Below are 21,365 nucleotides of genomic sequence, written 5' to 3'. Positions count from 1 at the left end.
TTATCAAGACAAACGCCTTAATTTTCCCTATTTGTCCAAAACACGAAGGTGAATTATCATAAACATTGGAGATCACATTATGCCAGTGCATTTAATAATTAGAGAAAACAACAAAGATAAGAGAGTAAAGCTCACTTCTCGCCCAGTTGTGCTCGGTAGATCAAGTAAAACCCATATTCAAATCCAAGACCAAATGTGTTCAGGAAAACACTGTGCTTTTAAGCTAACTGAACAATTTAAAGTTTTAGTTAAAGACCTTGAGTCTACTAATGGTACCTACCTAAATGATTGTCAGATTATGGACTCGCATCTAATGCTGGATGACATTATTAAAATAGGCCAGTGTGAAATCTTCATAGACCATGCAGGATTATCACCAAAAGAGAAGGCTATTCTAACGAGAGATGAGCCGACGGCGCAGATAAAATTTGTAGACCTTCCCTCTAATCAAAAAGTTCTAAAGCCATCGCAAGTGGTTCGAGCAAGACAGCAAGCTGAAGGCTCTCCAGACACTCAAAAAGTGAAACCTCAAGCTCCAAAGAAATTCTTTCCAGATGCTGACAATGAAAAAAAGGAAGCTAGCTCTAACTCTGATAATAGCTCCAGCCCGAAGAGCTCATTAAAAGATAGAATTGCAGCGAAGGGAAAAAAAATTAATGAAAAGAAGCCTTCAGATAACCCAGGCATTTCAAATGAGCGACAAATAGACCTTGAAGAGTCTAGTGGTGACACTCAGTTTATTAAACTAGATGACTCTACCAGCTCAGGAAAGAAGAAAGACAAGCAATCATTTGCATCGAAAATAAAAAAGGCCTTTAAGAAGTAGGCTTTCCAGGTATCCACCAAACTTCATCTGAGCCCATAACTTTATTTGCATACCTAGAAACTATAAAAAAGAAATCTGATAGCCTATTAATATATTTAAGAGTCTCGACTGGAAGTTCTCCATTATTTTGAGACTCATATGAGCTAGCATATCTCTCAGCTCTTCTACAAGTAGTTCGAACAATATGAAATTGAGATGATATTTTATGGCCACCAGGCAAAACAAAATACTTTAAAGGCTCAAGCTTAGAGTCTATTAAATCTATTTCTTTTTCTAAATTTAATATATCTTCTTCGCTTATTTGAGGGAGAGAGTAGCTATCTCTTTTTGTTTTTTCACAGGCAAAAATTGAACCAATTACAAAAAGGTTGTACTGAATTCTTTTAAGAAATGGCACCAATGATAAAAGGTCACTATTTGAAAACTCTTCAATTAGAGATATTCCCATCCCAAGGTGAGAATTTAACTCATCAACTTCACCATAAATATGAATACGAGAGTCTCCCTTAGAAACTCTCGTCCCACCTACTAATCCAGTCGAACCTTTATCACCAGAACGAGTATAAACCTTAGACTTTTCAGTCATTACATATTCCTTCTGTATCTTCCACCAACTTGGTAAAGAACATTTGTTATTTCACCTAGAGTACAAAAATTAACAGTCTTTAAAAGTTCTTCAAAAATATTACCACCACTTAAAGCAACTTCTTGTAACTTAGCAAGCGCCTCAGTTGAGTGGTCTGAATTTCTATCTTTAAATGAATTTAATCTTGAAATCTGCTCATTTTTTTCTTCATCTGAGCATCTTGAAATTTCTATTTCTTGATTTAATTGCTCTTCAAAGTTATCTGCAATATATGTATTAACTCCAATAATTGGAAGCTCTCCATTATCTTTTAGAGTTTCGTAGTGAAGAGATTCTTCTTGAATCTTTCCTCTTTGGTACATACTTTCCATTGCTCCAAGAACTCCACCTTTATCAGAGATTCTTTCAAACTCATTAAGTACTGCCTCTTCTACAATGTCACATAGCTCTTCATAAATATAAGATCCCTGCATAGGATTATCTGTTTTATTTAAGCCAAACTCTCTATTTATAATCATCTGAATTGCCATAGCTCTTCTTACTGACTCTTCTGTTGGAGTTGTAATCGCTTCATCATAAGCATTTGTATGTAGGGAGTTACAGTTATCACTAAGGGCTAAGAACGCCTGTAGAGTTGTTCTAATGTCATTAAAGTCTATTTCTTGAGCGTGTAGTGACCTTCCCGATGTTTGTATATGATACTTGAACATTTGTGACTTAGTGTTAGCACCGTACTTATCTCTCATAGCTACGGCCCAAATCTTTCTTGCAACACGTCCAATAACTGTGTACTCAGGGTCTAATCCATTTGAGAAGAAGAACGATAAGTTTCCAGAGAAATCATCAATCTTCATACCTCTTGAGAGGTAGTATTCAACAAAAGTGAACCCATTAGATAGTGTGAAGGCAAGCTGAGAAATTGGGTTCGCCCCAGCTTCTGCAATATGGTATCCACTAATAGAAACTGTGTAGTAATTCTTTATCGCTGCTTTACAGAAGTATTCTTGAACATCTCCCATAAGCTTTAATGCAAATTCAAGAGAGAATATACATGTATTTTGAGCCTGGTCTTCCTTTAGAATATCTGCTTGCACAGTTCCCCTAACTTGTCTCATGATCTCCATTCTTTTTTCTTCATTCCAGAAGTCATTCTCACTTAGAGATTGTTTCATTGCCGTGTTCATAAACATTGCAAGAATTATTGGAGCTGGACCATTTATAGTCATCGAAACTGAAGTCATTGGGTCTATTAATGAGAAGCCTTTAAATAAGTCACCCATGTCATCAAGAGTTGCTATAGAAACTCCGGCCTCTCCAATCTTTCCAAATATATCTGGCCTCTTATCTGGGTCTTCTCCATAGAGTGTTACAGAATCAAAAGCAGTTGATAAACGTTTTGCTGGATCATTTTCTGATAAGTAATGAAACCTCTTATTTGTTCTTAAAGGTCCACCCTCACCAGCAAACATTCTTTTAGGGTCTTCATCTGCTCTTTTAAAAGGAAAGATCCCTGCTGCATATGGGAAGTAACCAGGTAAGTTTGCTCTCTTAATAAATCTATATTTTTCTGAGATTGAATCAAGCCTAGGATATGAAACTTTTGAAATCATTGACCCTGAAAGAGATTCAAACTTTGTTGGAACTTTAATTTCTTTATTTCTGACGGTATAAGAAAATTCCCCTGACTTATATTGAGAAATTGCATCTTCACAAATCTTTAGTTCTTTAAAAACTTCTGGAGAGATCGCCTCTTTAACTTCAGCAAGCTTTACTTTTAAGTCACTACTTTCAGGCATGATTTCTGTTGCTTTTAATAAAGCTTCATAATCCTTTAACTTTTCAAAGTTTTCTTTAGCTTCATTATTATAAGAGTTAACAGTTGATGAAATATCTCTTAAGTATAAGCTTCTTTCTGGAGCAATAATTTTTGTCTTATTCTTTGGTGCTCTCTCTGTTTTGATCCCTTCAATTTTTGATGTATCAAATCCAAATTGAGATGCTATCTCAGAAAATAAAGCATTTACTCCAGAGTCATTGAATTGAGATGCCATAGTTCCAAATATTGGTAGCTCATCATCTGTTGGAGCCCCAGGGTGTCCCGCAAATAGAAGATGATTTCTCCTATATTGCTTTCTAATGTCTCTTAGAGCATCTTCTGATCTTGGTTTTTCAAATTTATTTAAAACAATGAAGTTTGCTTGTTCAAGCATTTCAATTTTTTCTAGCTGTGTTGCCGCTCCATATTCCGGAGTCATAACGTAGATACATTTATCTGCAACTTTAGTAATTGCATCAGATGCCTGACCAATCCCCGAAGTTTCAACAATAATTAAGTCATAACTTTGCGACTTTAAGAAGTTCACTACTTTTTCAATCTGTGGTGATAGCTCTGTTTTAGAGTCTCTAGTTGCAAGCGATCTAATATAGAAGTTATCGTAACTTGAACTACCAAGCCTTATCCTATCTCCAAGCAGTGCTCCTTGAGTTTTCTTTTTAGTAGGATCAACTGAAATCAAGGCAATATTGCAATCACTATAGTATCTGTGAAACCTAAGTAGTGTTTCATCAATTAAAGACGATTTACCTGCCCCACCTGTACCTGTAATCCCAAGGACTGGAGTATCTTTTGATTTAATTTCAAATGGCAGATCTACACCATCTTCAATTGATGTAATTGCTTTAGATATTTCTAAGTTCGTTAATTTTTTATTTTCATAATCATTAAAATTCACACCCTCAAGAGTTGAGTAGTCGGCCTTAGCAATCATATCTTTAATGATCCCCTCTAAACCTAACTTCATACCATCTTCAGGAGAATATATTTTAGTAATACCTTTCTCATGTAGTGCTTTGATTTCAGATGGTGTAATCACACCTCCGCCACCACCAAAGATTTTAACATCTTTAGCACCTGCTTCATCTAGAAGCTCTCTTATGTACGCGAAGTATTCATTATGACCACCTTGATAAGAACTCAAAGCAACGGCGTTAGCATCTTCATGAAGACATGCATCTACTACGTCCTTAGCAGACCTATTATGTCCTAGGTGGATAACCTCCACTCCGTTGGCCTGTAGTAGGCGTCTCATAATATTGATTGATACATCATGACCATCAAATAAACTGGCTGCAGTTACGAATCTTAAGCGCTTCATCAACGAATTCTCCATAAAATATATTTAACACTAGTGAATTTACACCAGAGGGAATATATCGTATAAACCAGAGGTTGCAAAATCTCTTTATACATATGCAAATTTAGGCTATTATGAAGCTTAAACTGATTAATATTTACGCAGAAAGGTTATTCCTATGAGTGATGACAGAACAATTATTGTTGAGAACCCTTTTCACACGGCTAGAGTTAAGCCTGTTCGTAAGGGTAAGAAGCCACCGAAATTACTAGCGATTGTGCACCAAAGTGGTTGTACAGGCTGTGAAGTTTGCATTGCTGGCTGTCCGGTCGACTCTATTGAGTTGGTTGCCGGACCCAATCCAGAAAACCCAGGTTTTAATCAAACTGTGGAAATTGACCTCGCAAGATGCATTGGATGTCAGAATTGTTCGCAAGACTGTCCTTGGGAAACGATTACAATGTACAATTCAGATGATGCTTTCACTGCTTGGGGTAACGAAACTCTCAAATCAGAGCTCTACGTTACTGAAGATGTTCTCGGTGAGCTGAATGAAAAGAATGGTGTTGAGACTGAAGAAGAAGAACAAGAAGTAACTGCTTAATATAAAGGCCGCTCCTATGAAGCGGCTTTTTCATTTCTCTTTTTTTCTAAAAACATAAAATCAATAATTAACATAACAGCGGCAATACTTATTGCACTATCCGCAATATTAAATGCTGCAAAATGTTTTGTTCCTATGTAGAAATCAAACATATCGACTACGTACTCTAAGCTATATCTATCAATTAGATTTCCAACAGCTCCTGCAAAGATAAGACTATAGGTTGTGCAAAGCCAAGCGCTCGTATGTCTTGTGCTCCAAATCAGCCACAGCAACCAAAGACAAGCAATCGTTGGAAGAACTAAAAAGAAAGTAATTCTTATAAAATCTCCAGAGCCTGCACCCATTCCGAAAGCTGCGCCAGAGTTTTGCACATAGACCAAGTTAAAAAAACCTGGAATCACTGATAAGCTCTCACCTAAAGTGAAGTTTTGTTGAATCGCCCCTTTTGTAAACTGGTCCAAAAGGATAACCCCCACAATCATGAGGGACATTTTCCAAATTCTATCCATCTATCTATTCCTAATAATACGACTTAGGGTTAATCTCATACTTCTCAATCTTTCTAAGTAGTGTCTTCTTAGGTATATTTGCTTTCAACGCTGTTTGATTGATTTTACCCTTATTCATTTTTAATGCATGAATAATAAACTCTTTTTCAAATAGATCTTTAGCTACTTGAAAGTCCAATTTAATCTCATTATCTTCCGTCACTGTTGCAAAAGTAAATTGATACTTACTCACTTCAGAGTCTTCAACAATATTATCTACCACTGAGTCTTGGATACCTTTGAAATCGATCTGAACTCCTGATTCATCAGAATCTTCCTCAGGACGATCAACAATATTAGCACTCTTTTTTACAACGTCAGGCAGAGAAGAGATATTGATTTGCTCAGATGATTCAATAATAAAAGCATGCTCAATAACATTTCTGAGCTCTCTAATATTTCCTGGCCACGAATAGTTTTTTAGAACCTCTTGGGCATCTGGAACACAGCCCTTCATTTCTAAGTTATGAATTCCATTAAAATATTTCACATAGTAATTAATTAGAAATGGGATATCTGACTTTCTCTCCCTTAAAGGAGGAAGATACACAGGTAAAACATTTAATCTGTAGAATAAATCTTCTCTAAATGTTCCTTCTTTAATCATTTCTTCAAACGGCTTATGTGAAGCCGCGATGACTCTTACGTCACTTTTAATATCTCTATTTGATCCAACTGGTGTAAAAGATTTTTCCTGAAGTACTCTTAGGAGCTTAACTTGCATTGTTGGAGAAATGTCACCAATCTCATCTAGAAATATCGTTCCTCCATCAGCGTATTGAAACTTACCAATCTTTCTTTCACTTGCACCTGTGAATGCACCTTTTTCGTGTCCAAATAATTCTGACTCAATCAAGTTATCAGGAATTGCAGCAAGGTTAATTGTTACAAACCTTTCGTCTTTCAAAGGTCCATTGTAGTGAATTGCCTTTGCAACAAGTTCTTTACCTGTTCCTGATTCACCTCGAATAAGAACTGGAGTATTTACTTGTGCCAATTTTGAAATTACCCCAAATACTTTCTGCATTACATCTGATTCACCAACAAACTTATCATCTCCTCTTCCTAAAGAAAGAGAAGGTGCTGAGAAAATAGATGTCTCAACTAAACTACGCGCCTTTAATGCTCTTTTAATTAAGGCCACTAAGTTTTCTGAAGAGATAGGTTTTTCTAAATAATTATATGCACCTTCCTTAACTGCTTTAACTGCGTCTCCAACATTTGAATAAGCCGTTAGAATAAGAACAATAATTGATGGATCATATTTTTTAATTTCTGTTAGAGCCTCAATACCACTCATTTCAGGCATATTAACGTCCATAACAACTAAGTCATACTTTTCTTTATAAACACAACTGAGGGCCTCTTTACCATTATCTGCTGTATCTACTTTAAAGTGATGAAACTCTAGAGCTTGCTTAACAGAATCCTGTAAAACTTTATCATCATCTACAACAAGTACCTTGTGCATATTATTTCCTTTGTTTATTTATTCTTTAATTTTATTTTAAATGTGGTTCCATTCCCAACTTCTGAAGTCGCTTCAATGGTTCCACCATGTAGTTCTACAAAATATTTTACCAGATATAGTCCAAGTCCGGTCCCTTTAATTGAGTGACTTGCATCATTTTTTACCCGATAGAACTTCTCAAATATATAGTCTAGTTCTTCAGGAGGTATACCTACACCATTATCACTAATTGTTATGTATACCCATTGTTCATCATCCCAAGTTTTAACATTAACCTCAGAGCCTTCCCCAGAGTATTTTATTGCATTCTCAACTAAGTTTGCAAAAACTCTTTTCATCAAATTAACATCAAACTCAATAGGATATAGTGGAGATAATTCTTGTATTACATTTACATCTTTTGTCGATGCTTCATATCTTAAGTTATCAACCGTATTTTCAACGATAGAGTTTATATCCTTGGATTGCATATTCAATGAAATATTGCGCGATTCTACTTTTGTTAAATCTAGAATGGATGAAATAAACTTATTAAGCTCTTTAGTTGCATCAATTATAGACTGAAGACCTGTAGCGAGTTCTATATTACCTGCATTTTTATGCTTCATTACATCTGCCATACCAGCAATTTTTGCGACAGGAGTTTTTAGGTCATGACTCATTAAGGAAATAAAGTTTTGTTTTAGGTTTTCAACTTTCTTTAAGAGCTTAGTTTCTTCCTGAATAGCATATCTTCTCTGATACTCACCAATGGCCCTAAAGGGAACCCATATATAATATACAACAAACACAGTAAGTATTATATGAGTCACATAAAGCCATAAACCTAACATTGAAAATAGTAAATATGCTAAAGTAATCACTCCAAACATCAGTGCAAGTGCCATTGCAACACCTGTTGTCGGCCTCATTTTAGATATAATCACAGATAGAAAAAGAGAGATCAAAATAGCTAATACGTTAGATATATCTCTTGGAACTTGTAAAATCGTTTTATTCTGTAAAAAAGATTGAATAATCTGTGCATGGACAGCTAGCTTTGATGTTATATAGTCCTCTCTATTAAAAGGAGTTAGAACTGTATCGTTTGCATTAGATATATAGCTAGGCCCTATTAAAACAATCTTATCTTCAAAGAATCCCTTAGGAAAATTTCCAACTAACACTCTATGAAATGGAATCTTTTTTATTTTTCCTTTTGAAGATATTGGATTTGTATAATATCGAAATAAAGTGAAAGTTGCATCGGCCTCTTGTAGATAATATGCTCCTTGAATGGATGTAGCATCTAACTTTTCTAACCCTCTCTTCTCTCTAATGGCGTTTGCCATCCAGAGATGAAAAGACTCTTCTCCAGAAATATTTATAAGAGCTCTTCTAGAGATATCATCTTTAGAAAAAGTCACATTGTCTTTATTTAGTACAGATAATGAATAGCCTAGATCCCTTAAGTCTCTGGGAGGTAGGTGTTCATCCCAGTTGTCCATATTGGTGCCAAACCTAAAGACTCCTCCACTCTTTAAATAATTCTGAGTCAGGCCTTTAAATTTAATTTGAGATTCACTTTCTCTTGATGAGTCTGGCTCTAACAGCCCGACCATATACCCTACAGATGCGGGAGAATCGCTAAAGAGCCTTTCAATTAATACTTCATGGGAAGCATAAGTGTATGGAAAGCTCTCTCCAAGAAATTGGTCACTTTCCTCATCCATAGTGATTAGAACGATTTCATCTTTAAAGGAAATACCCCAATCATACTTAATTCTAAGGTCATAAAATATTGACTCTAATGATGCAAATGAGTACTGGAACAAAACGACTATAAAGATAATAGTAAAGATTAGTGGATACAATCTTGATGTATCTATCTTCTTTAAATAGCCGAGAATTATTTTTAATTGTTTCAATTAATAGCCAAAGTTATCAAATTTATTAAAGGCCGTGTTTTACCTTTAAGTAATATGATAACTTCTCTTTCCCTTCTTGGTGAGTGAGGGAAATTGTTTCAGTACAGATATGAAAAAGATATGACCTTTTCGCTACAGTATTTGTATTTATTTTAAATAGTCCTGCTTCAAGCTCATGCTTTAAGTCAAACTTTTCTAAAAATTTCTCGATAGCACTTTGCTCTATCGCCTTACCGTTGAGTACGTAGCTTTTTAAAATAGCAAAAGGCATAAGAAGATACTTTATGATTACAGAAATACCATCAAGTTTATAGCGCTCTAAGATACTACATAGTGCTAATGGGCTTAGAATAATACTAAAGAGAACTAAATAAATAGAATTTTTTCTAGCCACTCCTCTGCTAATAACAAAACAGGCCAAGCTTAAAACGGCTTCTAACTCTCTATCGCTTAATTTTCTTACAGTGTCAGGGTTCACTACTATTACGGGGCTTGAAAAGGCGTTATCTATGATATGCCATCCTCTTACCCTTCTAGAAGAATAAAGATTAACTCTTGGTATCGAGAATTTTAATCTAATATTTGATAGCATATATGCGATTCTATTTTGCTCTACTATCAACTTGGCCCTCATGAAACCAAGAAGGATTCGATCCCCGAACAAAAATTCAATAAGAATCCATACACTAAGGACTGCCGAGGCGTATATTTCTCCAAAGTTTGGAAGAATAATAAAGCCAAGCGCGCTAGTCACACCATAAAAAAATAAAAGAAAACCAAATAAAAACAGCATATTACATATCAAACAAAGAAGGTTGATCCTTACTTTATTACACCTTTTACATGAAATTATAGACAAGAATTCGTAATAGGGATATAACTCACCAAGTCAAGTGCATAAGATTCTCACGGTAGCTCATAACTATATGTTATTAAAGAGCTTTTCACAGTGCGTCTATCACCTGGCGCAATAGTGTGATATGACACTTTTTGCAAAATCAATTTAATAAACGCGCACGGGAGATATATGCAAGCAAATAAGTTATTGTTCGGTACTGCTGGTGTTCCAAATAGTACACAGAAGAAAAACAACCCTATCGAAGGTGTTAAGCAAATTCATGCTCTTGGGCTTGATTGTATGCAATTAGAGTTTGCTCATGGTGTAAGAATGAAGGAAGAAGTTTCTTCAGCACTTAGAAAAGTTTCTTATGAACTAGGTGTTCCATTAACTTCACACGGTCCTTACTACATTAACCTTAATGCTAGAGAGCAAGACAAGATTGACTCTTCTGTTGAAAGAATTATTCAAACAGCGAAGATTTCTGATCTATGTGGTGCTGAATCTATGACATTTCACGCTGCCTTCTACATGAAAGATTCTCCATTTGATGTTTTCGACCTTGTAGAAAAGAGTATGAACGTTATTGAAGAAAGACTAAGCAGACTTGATATTGAAATTGAACTACGTCCTGAACTTACAGGAAAAACAAGTCAATTTGGATCTCTTGATGAGTTAATTACTTTAACTAAGAACGTTTCTTCATGTGCACCTTGTATGGACTTTTCTCACCTATATGCGAGAACAGGAAAGTACAATACTGAAGAAGAGTTCAAGCAAGTACTTACTAGAATTAAAGACGAGATTGGAGAAAACTCACTAGCAAATATGCATATTCATATTTCAGGAATTAGCTCTAACTCTAAAGGTGATTTAAAGCACTTGAATCTAGCTAAGTCTAAATTCAACTGGCAAGACCTACTTAAGAGCTTAAAAGATTTTAATTGCGGTGGTTACATTATTTGTAACAGCCCTAACTTAGAAGAAGACGCTCTCTTAATGAAAGAATTTTATAATTCACTATAATAAAAAGGCCCTCAATTGAGGGCTTTTTTTATATCTATTTTTTTAAAAAATTACGCCGCAATTTCTCGAGACTCACAATACTTTTTAAGCCAGTTTAAAATATCTTCATTTTCATTTGGTAAGAAAATCAGGTAACTTTCTCCGCGTCCAAAAAAACAAACTGTCTTGTAGTCATAATCGATATTTGATTTAAATATTTCATTCATTAAAAATTCTTCATTAAAGTTTTCAAAAATCTTATAGTCTGAATTATTTAACTCAGAAAAAATTGATGGAAAATCTCCCCAGTTTCTAGGGCATGTATAACTCTCGTCTTTTAAGTTGAAGTGAAAAGATGACGTTCCCTCAGAATAGCTCATACATCCAAAACTAACACTTGAGCGAATTAACTTATTTTCCAGAAAGTGATCACTATTAGAGCTTTCAATATTTAAACTTGATCTCGACTCGAAGTATGCAGAGAGATTAGAGCTATCCTCTTTCTCCTCATCTACAGAGTGGTAAGTCTCAGAGACAAGTGTTGCCAGCAATGAATCATCATTTTTATTAGATTTCATAGCTTACTTGTCGGGTATTATTTAAAGAACTTTAGAAGAATACTCAGGATTACGTAATCCTGAGCACTTAGGCTATTTTGACTCTATATCTAATGGTTTTTCGGCATCGATATATGTTTTAACGTTTGTTACGTTTTGAATTTTCCAGGACTTTTCTACTTTCATCATCTCTGCAATTTTCTTATTATCTACTCTAAAGTCTTTACTCGTATCACCATATTGATCATAGCTAATTATATATGTGATGAAGCACTTTTCTTGTGAACAGTTTGAATGTGTAATTTTAAACTTTTTCTTTTTGAGTTTTGATAGGTCTGAGAAGTTTTCAAACTCTTCTTCTTCCATTGCCATTATGGAGTCATTCATTTCACCAATTAAATAATCACCCATCTCATTACGATCTAGATCACCGTTAAATCTTGCATTAACAAAAGTACTTAAAGTTTCTTCAGCACCTTTTTCTTTAAAGCAACCTGTAAGTAACAGTGCAACGACAACAATTAAAAGCCTACGCATTTCTTAACCTCTTAAATATTTATTGGATAAATTCCTCTATCACTAATTATATCATAGAAATCTATCCAGTTAAGACTAGAAGAATTTTGCTCCTTTATAACATAAAGCCCAAATCCATCCTTTGATTGCGTAGCAATTTTAGCATCAAAACTAAAATCTATTCCCTGGTAATTCATCTTTACAGAAATTGTATTGTTAATATTTAACTCAAGATTCTTGCAAGATATAAAGAAGCTTTCTCTTGACCAATTCTGAATAACCCCTAGGGCTTCTTTCCCAGACTCATCAGACAGAGTAACTTTAACCTTTTGTAGTCCTGAGCTTCTTAACTCTCTATTATCAAATCTTGGGTTATAGACAGATTCTTCTAACTCTAATTTCCATATCATTATGAAAAAGAATGAGAGAAAAATATAAAATAGATTATAAAAAAGAATTGTTTTATCAAAAGATTCAATAAACTGAAAAAAGCATATAAGACTAATTATAAAAGAAGTTACTATGACCTGAATGTAGGATAATTTTTTAACTAAGAATATTGTAATAATATTTGTCAGAAGTAATAAAACAACAAATATATAATCTGATACTAGTGTATATAATCTTTCAATATTTAAGGCCGAATAGCCTGTCTTTAAAGAAAATACAACATGAAGAAAAACAAATGAAAAGATTTGAAATAGTATCAAGTTATAAACGTTAGAACTTCTTTTTAATATTTTCATTGCTTACCCGGTAATATTTGCTAATTACTTATTCAAATTTATAGAGGTTATAATATTTCTATGAAACCAGAACTTGAAATAAATAACAGGTGCATTTCCTGTGATAATTGTAGGCTAATCTGTCCAGAAAAGGCCATTATAAAATTTCAGGACTCCTATGCTATAGATACCTGGTCCTGTACCCTTTGCTCTGTTTGTATCGAGGTATGTCCAGTTGATTGCATTAAATTAATTGAAAAAAACCAAGACTAGACTCCAGAGACTTTATCTTTATAGATAACTACTGTTCCCTGGCTTTGAGTTAGGTCTTTACCGTCAATTACAATATTGCCCAAACCATTCTCTAGAAATTCATCATTTAGATTAATACTGTAATCTACTCCTCTAGAATTATAACAGAGATCAGATAGTACCTTCTCTTTCATGAAGGCTTTATTTCTAATTAAAAATTCTTTAAAACGAGATCCTGGCATCTTAAGAACATTTCTCATTGAATTGATATACCTTTCAGTTGTTCCAAAGTCCCAATATTCAAATTCTTCAGGATGATATACAAAAACATCTTCGTTATTATAATCTGCAACAGTATCAAAGAACTTACTTGCTCCGTCACATGCCTTGAGCATCTCTAGGTTAATTATGCTTACACCACTAAATGTATAGTATTCTTTCGAAGAAGAAGGTTTCTCTATAGAACACAGTAAGCTATCCTTAACTATAAGTTCATTATACTGAGAGTTTGCAGGAACCTTTAAGCCTAAAAGACTTGCAACAGAGCTTTTACTTTTAAGTTTGAAATCATTTAAGCTTTGTTCCGACAACATAAGGAACTGATCACCATTGAGTATTAAAACTTGTCCTTCATAATTTAACTTTCTAGCTAAGTTATGAACTGCCCCACCTATATCTAAAAGCTCTTCTTCAAATATAATTTCTACATCTATTTCATTTGAATCAACGTAAGATTGAATTTTATTAGCTTGAAAGTGTGTATTTAAATAAATTTTTTCTGCGCCACACTCAATCGCATAATCGATTTGAAGTTCAAGTAAGCTTTTTTCAAAAACTGGCCACAATAACTTAGGAAGAGATGTTCCAATTGGTCCCATCCTTGTACCTAATCCTGCTCCTAATATATAGGCAACTTTAAGATTCATAATACTTACTCATAATTAAATTAAATAGATCTCTATACTCTGGATACTTTTTAAACTTATTTCTAAGTTTCTCCATTCCAAAGCCTATATATTTTAAATATCTGTTGTCATCACGATCTTGATTTATATATGCAAAACTACCAATCGCCTTAAACGTTCTCTGTATTGTCATTAAATCATAGATTCTATCAAACTTTTCTTTATCAATATTTTCATCAAAAGATTGTTCAATATAATACTTCTTCAATTTCTCAATATTATCTGCAGATAACTGAAAGTAGCAATCTTCTAACATCGAAACTAGGTCATACTGACTAACACCTTGTCTTGCATCTTGAAAATCAATAACAACAGGCTCACCATCTTTCATCATAATATTTCTGGAATGAAAATCTCTATGACAAAGAACCATCTCTTCACATGAAAGCTCTTCGACTAGTTGCTTAAACATATCATCATATAAACAACTCTCTTCAGTTGTTAATTCAATATCAAGAAAAGACTCTATGAAATATTTCTTAGTGAAGTTCATTTCAAACATAAATTTATCAACATCAAATTTGAGACTTCCCCAAGAGTATTCAATATTGGCAGGAATTTTATGAATATTGACAAGTATATCTATAATCTTCTTATATGTTGCAAAGATTTCATCTTCGCTTTGAAGTAAAGAAACATGTGATAGTAACGTCTTATTTCCCAGGTCTTCTTGTAAGAAATATCCTTTCTTAATATTATGATCATATATTTTTGGCACTCTTACATTGGAAGTAGAAAATATATTATAGACGTTTAAGAAATCATTATCTTTATCATTCTCCATTGGTTCACTGAGGCACGAGACAAAGCTATTTCTATCTGTCATAACTCGGTAGTACCTTCTGGTAGAGGCATCTCCTGTTAAAGATATAATCTCCTTTGGAGCTCGATCAAAATCTTTAACTCTAGCTCTTGTATTTTCAAATAACTCTTCAATTAAAAGTCGCTCACTCTCTTCAGGTCTCACTTCGATTTCCTTTTTATGTCTCTAACAAAGTAGTAATAATCAGGTGTGGAGTTTGCCTGTCTTCCTGAAAATGCTTCTTTATTCTTCAATTCTGATATGAAACTTTTAAATAAAAACTCTTCTCTCGATATAAGCTGTGTATTACCGTACTGAAGAGTAAAGTCTAATGTATTCTTATTCATTGTCTGTAACCAAATTAATAATGCGTAAGGGTCATGACCAGATCGCTTTAGAACATAGTATGCCCACTTATTAACTTCAGATTTAATACTCACCGGCAGTCTTGTATAATTAAGTATATCTTTTGTACTGATGTATCCCTTAGGTATTATTGTTTTTGCTGCGTATAACTCTCTTTGGCTAACTATTATCTCTTTTGTAAATGCAGCAATAAATATTTCTTCGTTTTTCATATAGTTAACGATTAAACCACTTGAAAAAAAGAAGTTTCCTTTTGGAAGAGAAAATAAAAATGGGATATTACTTTTGATGACATTAAAGCTTGGTTTTTCTGGTTCTTTTAGTAGGAGTTTATTATTTGTAACAATTTTAAAATATATTGATTCTAAATATTTTTTTGTCTTATTACTTAGTCTAACTTTTCGAACTCCATCAGTTCGTAAATAGCTTTCTCCAACAGAAGAGAGCTGATCTATATAGTCACGCTCTTTTGTTAAAAAAATATTTTCATCAAACTCATATTCATCTTTTTGTAGTAATGAACATGAACTCAGTAGAATAGAAAGTAGTAGTATAAATTTAGTCATTCTTTCAATTATACCAATGACTTCCTACAATACAAGTCAGGCAAATGAAAAGGCCTGCAATTATGCAGGCCCATTTCATTTTATTTATTTATATATAAATATTAGATATCTTCAGATGCGATGTCTCTGTCTGGTAAGTAATGTAGTGTGAACCCAGCAAAGATAATGTTTGGATCATGAATCATTTCTCTATTATTGTCCCAAATCTCTCTCCATCTCTGGTTTGTTCCGTACTTCTCTCCAGAAATAGATCCAAGAGACTCACCAACTTTAATAAGGTGAGGTAGACCTTGTGGGTTATAAGCAAAACCTGCAGAGTCGTGATTTAACATCATTCCTGTTGTTAAGTTTCTAGCTGAAACATTTGAGTTTAAAGACGATAAGTGTTGCCACTTTCTATAATCACCATAAAGCTTGAAAGCGATCCACATTAAAGTATCACCTTTCTCTACTGTATACTGACCACCAACTATACTAATATCAGATCCTGCAGCTACGCTACCCTCGGCCATTGGCTCTTCAGCAAATAAAGGAGCTGGCTCTTCTGACTCAGACATTGCAACTTCCTCAATAACACCAAGACCTTCATCTTCTTCTAAGAGTAGATCCTCATCTTCAGAGTCTACGATGAAATCAGCATCTTCAGCGCTAACTTCCTGCGATATATCTGCCATATTCTCAGCACTTTCTTTCTTTCTTTTACTTGAACAACTTACCCCTAGCGTTAAAAGCGCTAGAACTATGAGTATTTTTGATACTTTCATTAACATCTCCCCGTGATATCTAAATAGGTTTTCCATTACTTTAGATACTTGTCGGATAATTATATCAAGTACTTAATTTTTTTTAAGCTTTTAATTAATCTTTCCCATGTGATAGAAAAACAAGTACTTGGAGAGCAAATCTTTACTCAAAATATGCATTTTTTGTGAAAATGCTGGATTTCTTGTCAGTTTGACTACAATTCTTTGCTCATCCTCTATTTTTATCTAATAATAAAGATAGTATTGCCCTATTTAATAAAGCTGACTTAAAAGGTATTATTTTTTTAATGATGAGAAATCTATTAATTCTACTTACATTTATTTTCTTTACGCATAATTCATTTTCACAATCCATTGTGGATGAATTCAATGAGGACTCAGAAAGCAACCGCTTAGCCTCTGAGTTAGTTACTGAAAAGATTTCTAGAGTATCTAACTCTAAAAGAACCTACATCATTACAAATGAGAATCAATCATTCTACAAAGGCGACTTTATTACACTTGTACTAGCTAATAAGCTTGCTGCAAGGGCGATTGTTGCAAAAAATATAAATAACCTAGCAGGAATCAAAATTATAAAAATTTATTCCCTAGACTTATTCAAGAGCTTTACACCAGGCGTAGAAGTTCAAATTATACGCGGTGATGACAGCTTCTTTGGAGCTAAGAAATTAACAGAGGAAGACAAGGAAGAAGCTAACCTTCTAAAAGAAGAGGAAGACTTATTCAATGGGACACTATTAGAAGACGACCTATCTCTAGATGAGAATTCTAATAGGAATATCAAGACTGATAATATCATCTCTCTAAATGTTGGCCTTATTTCAGGACTTAATAATGATGGTTCAAGCCAAAACTACACGCACCTAAATGGTATGTGGATGTATCAATTTGAAGATAACATATGGGCAGAAATTGGTTACGGACAAAATATTATTAACGACTACCCAAGCCCTGGCTTTGACACAACAATGTCTAACCTTTTCGTTAGAGCAAAGTACACAATAAGCGCCCCTCTTTATTCTTATGTTCAACCTTATGTTGGCTTCCAAATGATTAGTGCTTCAAGCCCACAGGCCGGAGTAGATGATCCAACAGATGATATTACGCCAACACAAGCAGAACTAGACAACGAGATTTTATTAGTTGAAAACTTAAAAAAGAGACAGGTTATATTTGGTATTACTGTTTTAAAAAGACTAGTTCCAGGATGGTTTATTCGTGCTGACCTTGGCTCTGATATTATGAACCTAGGATTTAGCCTTGAATTTTAAACTACTAATGATGTTGAGCTTTCTTATATATGGATGCGGAGTAAAAGGTCCCCCAAGACCTCCAGCAGGGACAGCTGTTCCTTCATATTTAGACGCTTATTTAAAAAGTAATGATCAATCAACCCTTTCCTCTCCAAATGACGAAGAAAATACAAGTGATCAAGAAGCTCAACAAAAAGTTAGCAAGTAATGGCCCTAGTAATTGCCACTGGCTCAAACTTAGATAACAGACTACAAAACCTAGAAAAAGCGAAAGAAGCTCTATCCGCATCTTTTAAACTACTAGAGGAAAGTAATGTCTACGTATCCAAAGCTGTTGACTACCAAAACCAGCCAGACTTTTATAATCAAGTTCTTATTTTTGATAGCCCTAATACTGAGCCAAATGAACTTATGAGTGCACTACTCTCTATTGAGTCTACTCTTGGTAGGACCAGAGATATAGACAAAGGACCAAGGGTAATAGACATAGACCTTCTTTTCTTTGATGAGCATACTTTCAATACTCAGCACTTAACTCTTCCACACCCTAGATTATTTGAAAGAAGCTTTGTCGTTTTTCCACTTATGGAGCTATCGTACTTCAATGTACTAAAAAACAAATATGACTTTCATACAAACTTTGACAACTCTGCTTCAGTGCTAAAGTTTAGCTAAAATAATTGCTCCCTCATTGACCCCCAATCTTTATACTCATATAATTTTATTCATATCCAACTAGTTAAATCACCAATGCAAGGATGCAAATATGGTTAACTTTGACCTTTCAAGCGAACAGAAAGAAATAAAAGAAATGGCAATGAAGTTTGCTAAGAACGAAATGATGCCAAAGGCTGGGGAGTTTGATGAATCTGGCAAAATGCCAATGGACATCCTCACTAAAGCTTGGGAGCTTGGACTAGTGAACACTTGTATTCCTCCAGAGTTTGGTGGAACAGGTTTTACAACTCTTGATTCTATGATCATAACCGAGGCCCTTGCCTATGGCTGCCTGGGGATGAACACAACCTTAATGGCAAATGACCTTGCACTCCTACCTATTGCTTTAGGTGGAAATAATGAACAAAAAAAGAGATTCTTAACTCCATTCACAGAGTCATATAAAATTGCTTCTTTTTGTCTAACTGAACCAGGGAATGGATCAGACGCAGCTGGACTAAAGACCACGATAAAAGAAGATGGCGACCATTATGTTATCAATGGTCAAAAAATGTGGATAACAAATGCAGGGTACGCAGACTTATTTGTTATTTATTGCACTACTGACCCTGAATTAAAACATAAAGGTATTTCTTGTATTGTCTTAGACGATAAAAATGTTGCTGGATTAGAAATTGGAGCTAAAGAAAAGAAGATGGGTCACCGAAGTTCTGATACTCGTGCAGTTACATTCACAAATGTTCGTATACCTAAAGAAAATTTGATTGGAAACTTAGGTGACGGTTGGAACCTTGCAAAAATGACGCTTGACCACTCTAGACCTATGGTTGCTGCTAGCGCGGTGGGTGGAGCGCAGTGTGCATTGGATCACGCTGTAAAGTATGCTAAAGAAAGAGTACAGTTTAATAAGCCTATAGCAGGCCATCAGGCAATTCAGTTAATGATTGCAGATATGGCCATGAATGTTGAGGCTTCAAGACTCCTAGTTCATAAAGCCGCATGGCTTTTAGATCAAGGTAAGTCTAATACAGAACTAGCTTCATACGCAAAAGCGTTTGCAGCCGATAAGTTTATGGAAGTGGCTACTGATGCCGTACAAATCTTCGGAGGATACGGATACAGTAACGAATACCCGGTAGAAAAGATCATGAGAGATGCCAAGCTTATACAAATATATGAAGGGACATCTCAGATACAAAGATTGGTAATTGCTAAAGAAATTTTTTCAAGGAGCTAACAAATGAATATCTTTGTTTGCATTAAACAAGTTCCGGACACGGAAACAAAAATTACACCTAACGGTGATGGTACTTACATCGAAACTTCTTCGATTAAGTGGATTATGAATCCTTATGATGAGTTTGCTGTAGAGCAAGCGCTACTCACTAAGCAAGCGAACAGTGGTTCTACTGTTACTGTTGTTAGAGTTGGAGGTGTTAAAGACACTGAAGCTTTAAGAACTGCTTTAGCAATGGGCGCTGACGATGCAATTCTTGTTGAATCTGATGACAACTTAGATTCTTTTATGACTGCAAAAGCTCTTAAAGGTGCTATTGAAAAGTCTGGAAAGACTGCTGACGTTATCTTCACAGGGAAACAAGCTATTGATGACGACTGTCTTCAAGTTCCTCAACTTCTAGCTGGAATGCTTAACATTCCTTCAGTGTCAGTTGTTGTTGGTTGTGAAGAAGCAGGTGGAGCCTTTACTCTCAAAAGAGAAGTTGAAGGTGGAGCACTAGAAGTTTATGAAGTTAAGTCACCTGCACTAATTGCATGTAACAAAGGTCTAAACACTCCTAGATATGCTTCACTACCAGGAATCATGAAAGCAAAAAGAAAGCCACTTGCTCAACACTCTCTTGCAGATGTTGGTGTTAGTGATGCTGACAGAAGAGTTAAATACTCTAACTTCCAACTACCACCAGAAAAACCAGCTGGTAAAAAGTTTGAAGCAATGGACGAAGCCGTTCAAGCTTCAGTTGTAGCGGAAGTTGTAGGCCTTCTAAGAAATGAAGCGAAGGTAATTTAAGGAGTTAATCATGGCAAAAGTATTAGTATTTACAGAAGTTACATCTGACAATGTAAAGTCTGTTACATATGAAATTTTAGGAAAACTTGCTGGTAATGACGTTGACGTTGCAGCAGTAGGACAAGTTCCTGCTGGAGCAGTTTCAGAACTAGCAAAGTATGGTGCGGCAAATGTTCACTCACTAAAAGGTGATAACTTAGATAAGTATTCTCCAGAGGGATATGCCAATGCACTTAAAGAATTTATTGGTAACGGCGGATATGACTATGTATTCGCAGGTTCTACTTCTCTAGCAAAAGATCTATTCCCGAGACTATCTGGAATGTTCGATGCAGGAATGGCATCTGAAGTTACAAACTTTACAATGGATGGTGGAACGTTCGCAGGAACAAGACCACTATTTGCTGGTAAGTGTTTAGCTAAAGTTGAAATTGAAGGCCCTAAGCCTCACTTTGTAACTGTAAGACCAAATGCTCTAGGAATGCCATCATCAGAAAGTCCAGCCGCTGGAAATGCTGCTGACGCTTCTGTTGCTGCTGGTGAAATCAGAGCTGCCATTAAAGAAATTATTAAAGGCGCTTCTGAGAAGCTAGACCTAACTGAAGCAAATATTATTGTTTCTGGTGGTAGAGCAATGAAAGAAGCTTCTAACTTTAAGATCCTTGATGAGCTAGCTGATGCAATTGGCGCAACTGTTGGTGCCTCAAGAGCTGCTGTTGACTCTGGATATGCTCCTCACTCAATGCAAGTAGGACAAACAGGTAAAACTGTTGCTCCATCACTTTACATTGCTTGTGGTATCTCTGGTGCTATTCAACATTTAGCAGGGATGAGAACATCTAAATGTATTGTTGCAATCAATACTGATCCAGATGCTCCTATCTTTACAAAAGCTGACTACGGAATTGTTGGAGATTTATTCCAAATCGTTCCAATTCTTACTGAAGAATTAAAAAAGATTATGTAA

Annotated in this window: 23 protein-coding genes; 10 read left to right on the top strand and 13 right to left on the bottom strand. The window is 34.9% G+C overall.

All coding sequences use genetic code 11. The annotated features are described in order from the left end of the window. Positions 1–79: 79 nt before the first annotated feature. Entirely contained in the window at positions 80–826 is a 747-nt protein-coding gene (locus ABX784_RS03515; protein WP_372652625.1) for an FHA domain-containing protein, read from the top strand. Here the strand turns inward: ABX784_RS03515 and ABX784_RS03510 are convergent. Together ABX784_RS03510 and icmF are read right to left on the bottom strand one after the other, a co-directional pair. Then, positions 816–1,412, bottom strand: a complete 597-nt coding sequence (locus tag ABX784_RS03510) for a cob(I)yrinic acid a,c-diamide adenosyltransferase (RefSeq protein ID WP_372652622.1) — start codon at positions 1,410–1,412, stop codon at positions 816–818. The two genes, ABX784_RS03515 and ABX784_RS03510, sit on opposite strands and share 11 nt — an antisense overlap. After that, the gene (icmF, locus tag ABX784_RS03505) at positions 1,412–4,567 is read right to left on the bottom strand and encodes a fused isobutyryl-CoA mutase/GTPase IcmF (RefSeq protein WP_372652619.1); all 3,156 of its coding nucleotides are present in this window, start codon (positions 4,565–4,567) and stop codon (positions 1,412–1,414) included. Before icmF ends, ABX784_RS03510 begins: the two co-directional genes overlap by 1 nt. A gap of 157 nt (positions 4,568–4,724) precedes the next feature. Between icmF and ABX784_RS03500 the strand changes: the two genes are divergently transcribed. Beyond that, entirely contained in the window at positions 4,725–5,150 is a 426-nt protein-coding gene (locus tag ABX784_RS03500; RefSeq protein WP_372652617.1) for a 4Fe-4S dicluster domain-containing protein, read from the top strand. Between the two features lie 14 nt (positions 5,151–5,164). Here ABX784_RS03500 and lspA read toward each other — a convergent pair whose 3' ends face one another. The 4 genes from lspA to ABX784_RS03480 form a co-directional block, all read right to left on the bottom strand. Next, positions 5,165–5,635, bottom strand: a complete 471-nt coding sequence (lspA, locus tag ABX784_RS03495; protein ID WP_372652649.1) for a signal peptidase II — start codon at positions 5,633–5,635, stop codon at positions 5,165–5,167. A 37-nt stretch (positions 5,636–5,672) separates the two neighbouring features. Beyond that, positions 5,673–7,172 carry a sigma-54-dependent transcriptional regulator gene (locus tag ABX784_RS03490; RefSeq protein WP_372652614.1) on the bottom strand — a complete coding sequence of 500 codons (1,500 nt, stop codon included), beginning with the start codon at positions 7,170–7,172 and terminating at the stop codon, positions 5,673–5,675. Between the two features lie 14 nt (positions 7,173–7,186). After that, entirely contained in the window at positions 7,187–9,025 is a 1,839-nt protein-coding gene (locus ABX784_RS03485; protein ID WP_372652611.1) for an ATP-binding protein, read from the bottom strand. 79 nt (positions 9,026–9,104) lie between these two features. Continuing rightward, the gene (locus tag ABX784_RS03480; RefSeq protein WP_372652609.1) at positions 9,105–9,872 is read right to left on the bottom strand and encodes a hypothetical protein; all 768 of its coding nucleotides are present in this window, start codon (positions 9,870–9,872) and stop codon (positions 9,105–9,107) included. 234 nt (positions 9,873–10,106) lie between these two features. Between ABX784_RS03480 and ABX784_RS03475 the strand changes: the two genes are divergently transcribed. Next, positions 10,107–10,943, top strand: a complete 837-nt coding sequence (locus tag ABX784_RS03475) for a TIM barrel protein (protein WP_372652607.1) — start codon at positions 10,107–10,109, stop codon at positions 10,941–10,943. Between the two features lie 50 nt (positions 10,944–10,993). Here ABX784_RS03475 and ABX784_RS03470 read toward each other — a convergent pair whose 3' ends face one another. From ABX784_RS03470 to ABX784_RS03460, 3 genes are all read right to left on the bottom strand, one after another. Continuing rightward, entirely contained in the window at positions 10,994–11,500 is a 507-nt protein-coding gene (locus ABX784_RS03470) for a hypothetical protein (RefSeq protein WP_372652604.1), read from the bottom strand. A 72-nt stretch (positions 11,501–11,572) separates the two neighbouring features. Further along, positions 11,573–12,016, bottom strand: coding sequence for a hypothetical protein (locus ABX784_RS03465; protein WP_372652602.1), 444 nt, complete (start codon positions 12,014–12,016; stop codon positions 11,573–11,575). A gap of 11 nt (positions 12,017–12,027) precedes the next feature. Beyond that, positions 12,028–12,741 (bottom strand): hypothetical protein, encoded by a 714-nt coding sequence (locus ABX784_RS03460; RefSeq protein WP_372652599.1) that lies wholly within the window; start codon positions 12,739–12,741, stop codon positions 12,028–12,030. A gap of 60 nt (positions 12,742–12,801) precedes the next feature. On the opposite strand from ABX784_RS03460, the gene ABX784_RS03455 reads away from it, so the two are divergent. Beyond that, positions 12,802–12,993 (top strand): 4Fe-4S dicluster-binding protein, encoded by a 192-nt coding sequence (locus ABX784_RS03455; protein ID WP_372652597.1) that lies wholly within the window; start codon positions 12,802–12,804, stop codon positions 12,991–12,993. Here the strand turns inward: ABX784_RS03455 and ABX784_RS03450 are convergent. From ABX784_RS03450 to ABX784_RS03435, 4 genes are all read right to left on the bottom strand, one after another. Then, positions 12,990–13,898, bottom strand: coding sequence for an NDP-sugar synthase (locus tag ABX784_RS03450; RefSeq protein ID WP_372652595.1), 909 nt, complete (start codon positions 13,896–13,898; stop codon positions 12,990–12,992). The two genes, ABX784_RS03455 and ABX784_RS03450, sit on opposite strands and share 4 nt — an antisense overlap. Further along, positions 13,888–14,904 (bottom strand): aminoglycoside phosphotransferase family protein, encoded by a 1,017-nt coding sequence (locus ABX784_RS03445; protein ID WP_372652590.1) that lies wholly within the window; start codon positions 14,902–14,904, stop codon positions 13,888–13,890. Before ABX784_RS03445 ends, ABX784_RS03450 begins: the two co-directional genes overlap by 11 nt. Continuing rightward, the gene (locus tag ABX784_RS03440; RefSeq protein ID WP_372652588.1) at positions 14,901–15,671 is read right to left on the bottom strand and encodes a hypothetical protein; all 771 of its coding nucleotides are present in this window, start codon (positions 15,669–15,671) and stop codon (positions 14,901–14,903) included. The genes ABX784_RS03445 and ABX784_RS03440 overlap by 4 nt, the downstream gene beginning before the upstream one ends. A 101-nt stretch (positions 15,672–15,772) precedes the next feature. Beyond that, positions 15,773–16,435 carry a LysM peptidoglycan-binding domain-containing protein gene (locus ABX784_RS03435; protein WP_372652586.1) on the bottom strand — a complete coding sequence of 221 codons (663 nt, stop codon included), beginning with the start codon at positions 16,433–16,435 and terminating at the stop codon, positions 15,773–15,775. Between the two features lie 287 nt (positions 16,436–16,722). On the opposite strand from ABX784_RS03435, the gene ABX784_RS03430 reads away from it, so the two are divergent. From ABX784_RS03430 to ABX784_RS03405, 6 genes are all read left to right on the top strand, one after another. Further along, positions 16,723–17,709 carry a hypothetical protein gene (locus tag ABX784_RS03430; protein ID WP_372652583.1) on the top strand — a complete coding sequence of 329 codons (987 nt, stop codon included), beginning with the start codon at positions 16,723–16,725 and terminating at the stop codon, positions 17,707–17,709. Then, positions 17,699–17,899: a hypothetical protein gene (locus ABX784_RS03425; RefSeq protein WP_372652581.1), complete on the top strand. Its 201-nt coding sequence runs from the start codon at positions 17,699–17,701 to the stop codon at positions 17,897–17,899. Before ABX784_RS03430 ends, ABX784_RS03425 begins: the two co-directional genes overlap by 11 nt. Further along, positions 17,899–18,366 (top strand): 2-amino-4-hydroxy-6-hydroxymethyldihydropteridine diphosphokinase, encoded by a 468-nt coding sequence (gene folK / locus ABX784_RS03420; protein WP_372652578.1) that lies wholly within the window; start codon positions 17,899–17,901, stop codon positions 18,364–18,366. Before ABX784_RS03425 ends, folK begins: the two co-directional genes overlap by 1 nt. A 91-nt stretch (positions 18,367–18,457) precedes the next feature. Continuing rightward, positions 18,458–19,606 carry an acyl-CoA dehydrogenase family protein gene (locus ABX784_RS03415; protein WP_372652576.1) on the top strand — a complete coding sequence of 383 codons (1,149 nt, stop codon included), beginning with the start codon at positions 18,458–18,460 and terminating at the stop codon, positions 19,604–19,606. Positions 19,607–19,609: 3 nt separating this feature from the next. Continuing rightward, positions 19,610–20,398 carry an electron transfer flavoprotein beta subunit/FixA family protein gene (locus tag ABX784_RS03410; RefSeq protein WP_372652574.1) on the top strand — a complete coding sequence of 263 codons (789 nt, stop codon included), beginning with the start codon at positions 19,610–19,612 and terminating at the stop codon, positions 20,396–20,398. 10 nt (positions 20,399–20,408) lie between these two features. Beyond that, positions 20,409–21,365 (top strand): electron transfer flavoprotein subunit alpha/FixB family protein, encoded by a 957-nt coding sequence (locus tag ABX784_RS03405; RefSeq protein ID WP_372652572.1) that lies wholly within the window; start codon positions 20,409–20,411, stop codon positions 21,363–21,365.

Origin of the sequence: Halobacteriovorax sp. (assembly GCF_041587335.1) — a bacterium.
In the GTDB taxonomy this organism is placed as follows: domain Bacteria; phylum Bdellovibrionota; class Bacteriovoracia; order Bacteriovoracales; family Bacteriovoracaceae; genus Halobacteriovorax.
This window is presented reverse-complemented; position numbering and strand designations above follow the sequence as displayed.